This window comes from Streptomyces ossamyceticus (assembly GCF_001418475.1).
Classification (GTDB): Bacteria; Actinomycetota; Actinomycetes; order Streptomycetales; family Streptomycetaceae; genus Streptomyces; species Streptomyces ossamyceticus.
The window spans coordinates 1-3,293 of sequence record NZ_LIQX01000223.1; the positions used below are offsets into that span (position 1 = coordinate 1).

General features: G+C 74.0%; 3 protein-coding genes. 2 read left to right on the top strand and 1 reads right to left on the bottom strand.

Features of this window, described 5'->3' with window-relative positions; genetic code table 11:
• Nucleotides 1–310 precede the first annotated feature (310 nt).
• Nucleotides 311–1,201, bottom strand: coding sequence for an NAD(P)-dependent oxidoreductase (locus AOK15_RS17605; RefSeq protein ID WP_055517853.1), 891 nt, complete (start codon nucleotides 1,199–1,201; stop codon nucleotides 311–313).
• A gap of 235 nt (nucleotides 1,202–1,436) precedes the next feature.
• Here AOK15_RS17605 and AOK15_RS17610 point away from each other — a divergent pair, with 235 nt between their 5' ends.
• Nucleotides 1,437–2,405, top strand: a complete 969-nt coding sequence (locus AOK15_RS17610) for a TauD/TfdA dioxygenase family protein (RefSeq protein WP_055517855.1) — start codon at nucleotides 1,437–1,439, stop codon at nucleotides 2,403–2,405.
• A 120-nt stretch (nucleotides 2,406–2,525) separates the two neighbouring features.
• Nucleotides 2,526–3,293 (top strand): DUF72 domain-containing protein (locus AOK15_RS17615; RefSeq protein WP_055517857.1); only part of this gene is annotated, 768 nt, incomplete at its 3' end.

The following is a 3,293-nucleotide window of genomic DNA, read 5'->3' on the forward strand; positions in this document are numbered from 1 at the left end:
GCACGGGATGAGGGCCTCGGCGCCGGGGGGCCTCGGCATGGGAGGGCCCCGGCGCAGGAAGAGCCCTCGCACGGGAAGAACCCCGGCACGGGAAGAACCCCGGCACGGGAAGAACCCCGGCACGGGAAGAACCCCGGCACGGGAAGAACCTCGGCACGGGAGGAACCCCGGGGCGGGAGGAATCCCGGGGCGGTGGGGGAATCCCAGCACGGGAAGAGCCCCGGCACGGGAGGAACCTCGGCGCGGGTGGGGCCCCGGCACGGGAAGAACCCCGGTAGCGGGTGGGGCCCCGGCGCGGGATGACGGCCCCTTACTTCTCCGTGGCCTCGTCGAAGCTGGCGAAGTACGCGGCGGCCATGTCCTCGTCGGCGTGGCCTTGGGCGGCGGCGCGGGCGAGGCGTTCGGCGCCGGCCGCGGCCACGTCGAGGCGGACCCCGTGGCGCTGCCCCGCCTCGACGATCAGCCGGGCATCCTTGGCGGCGGTGGCCACGGCGAAGGACGCCGGGGACAGCTTGTCGTCGAGGATGAGCGCGGACTTGGCGCGCAGATAGCCCATGTCGAGGGGGCCGCCGTCGATGATCTCGAAGAAGGACCGGGGGTCGACACCGAGGGCCTCGGCCAGGGCGAGTGTCTCCCCGGCCGCGTTGGTGGCGGCGAGCACCCAGCTGTTGGCGACGAGCTTGAGCCGGGTGGCGGTGCCCGCCGCGCCATCCTCACCGGTCCACACCGTACGGGCGCCCACGGCGTCGAACACGGGCGTCACCCTGTCCCGCTCCGTCGCCGGGCCGGCCGCGAGAACCGTCAGCTGCCCGGCCTCGGCGGGCTGCCGGGTGCCGAGGACCGGGGCGTCGTAGTACACCAGGCCGTGTTCGCCTGCCAGGGCGGCCAGTTCGGCGACGTCCTCCGGCCCGGCGGTGGTGGACTGGACCCAGGCGGCGCCCGTGCGCAGGGCCGACGCCGCCTCGCGCATCACGTCCCGCACGGTCGCCCCGTCGTACAGCATCGTGAGGACGACATCGGCGTCCCGGACGGCCTCGGCGGGAGTGTCGACGACGTGGACACCGTCGGCGGTCAGCGGCTCGGCCTTCTCGCGGGTGCGGTTCCACGCGCGGACGGGGTGTCCGGCCCGGGCGAGGTTGCGGGCCATCGCCGCCCCCATGATGCCGGTGCCCAGGACGCCGACGTTCGGCTTGTCGCTCATGACGTGATCTCCCATCAACTTCCCTGATCACCGTTCGACTTCTCGCCTTCGGAGCCTACGTCTCCGACCGCGCCGGCCGGCGTCTCTCCGTACGGCGCGGCCCACGGGCTCGTGCCCGGCTGAAAGGGGCCGCCGGGCGGGTAGGACGGGTAGGACGGGTACGACAGCCGTACCGAGCGGTGAACGGCGTGCGGTGAACGGCCTGCGGGGGTCGGTGAGCGATGAAGGGCGAGCGATGAACAGCGACAGCACGGGAGCCGGCGACGGGCTCGACGTACGGCCCGCCTCGGGGTACATCGGCGCCGAGATCCACGGCGTGGACCTCTCGGGGCCCCTGGACGACCGCACGGTCGACGGCATCCGCGCGACGCTGCTGCGCTGGAAGGTCGTGTTCTTCCGGGGGCAGCGGCTGGACCACGCCGGGCAGATCGCGTTCGCGCGGCGGTTCGGGGAGCCGATCCGGCTCCGCTCGCGCGGCTCGGTGTCGCCCGCGGAGTACCCCGAGATCGAGACGACCGCCGACCGCCAGGAGCTGGGCCGCAAGCACGGCATGGACCAGGCCGAATGGCTGGAGCGCCGCCGCCACTCCACCCTGCGCGGCTGGCACGGGGACCACACCGCCCGCATCGACCCGCCCGCCCTCACCCTCCTGCGCGCCGAGCAGGTGCCCCCGTACGGCGGTGACACCACCTGGGCCGATCTGGCCACGGCGTACGCCGGGCTCTCCGAACCCGTACGCCGGTTCGCCGACGGGCTGCGCGCCGAGCACCGCCTCGGCGTCGGCTACCTCGCCCGCTCCGGCCCCGACCCGTATCTGCGCCACCTCCAGGACCATCAGGTGGCCTCGGTGCATCCCGTCGTCCGCGTGCACCCCGAGACCGGCGAACGCGTCCTCTTCGTCAACCCGTACTACGTCGAGAACATCGTCGACGTGACCAGGGCGGAGAGCCGGCTCCTCCTTGAGATGTTCGTCGAGCAGATCACGCGCCCCGAGTACACCGTCCGCTTCCGCTGGGAGCCGGGCTCCGTGGCCCTCTGGGACAACCGGGCCACCGTCCATCTGGCCCCCAGCGACACCGCGCACCTCGACTTCCCGCGCATCATGCACCGGGTGATGGTGGCCGGGGAGCCGCCCGTCGGGGTGGACGGCACCGCGTCGAAGTCCCTCGTGGGCGCGCCGCTGCACGACCCCCAGGACGCGTAGCCGCCCGCTCGGCCGCCCGGCCGGGGCCGCGCGTGCGCAGGAAGCGGCCCCGAGCCGCGCCGACGCCGTGCCGCGTGGCGCCGAGTAGTCGTCCGGCCGAATCCGGGTAACCGGCACCGCATGGGTGAGCTGCTGGTCGGTACCTGTTCCTGGACGGACCGCGCGCTACTGGCCGGCGGCTGGTATCCGCGCGGCCGGCGCGACGCCGAGTCCCGACTGCGGTACTACGCCGAGCAGTTCCCGGTCGTCGAGGTCGACTCCAGCTACTACGCGCTGCCCAGCCGCCGCAATGCCGTCCTCTGGGCCGAGCGGACGCCGCCCGGATTCCGGTTCGACGTCAAGGCGTTCTCGCTCCTGACCGGCCATCCGACCCGGCCGACGGCGCTCCCCGAGGACCTGCGCGACCGGACGTCCCCTCTGCCCGGCCTGCTCGACCGGATCTGGGAGCGCTTCGCCCAAGCCGTGGAACCGTTGCGGATCGCGGACCGGCTGGGGGCCGTGCTGTTCCAGTTCCCGCCGTGGCTGGCGCCGGGGCCGCGGGCGGAGAAGACGCTGACGGAGTGCGCGGAGCGAACGGCGGGCTGGCCGGTCTCCGTGGAGTTCCGACACCCGGCGTGGTGGCGCCCCGGGCAGGCGGACGAGACCACGGCCCTGCTGTCCCGGCTCGGCCTGGTCGCCGTCGGCGTCGACATGGCCCAGGGGCTCGGTACCTCACTGCCGCCCCTCGCGCCCGTCACCACGCCCGAGCTGGCCGTCGTACGGTTCCACGGCCGGAGCCCCGCGTGGGGCACCGGAAGCAAGGAGGACCGTTTCCGCCACGACTACACGGAGGCCGAACTCACCGCGTGGCTGCCGCGGTTGCGGGCCACCGCCGAGCAGGTCGACGAG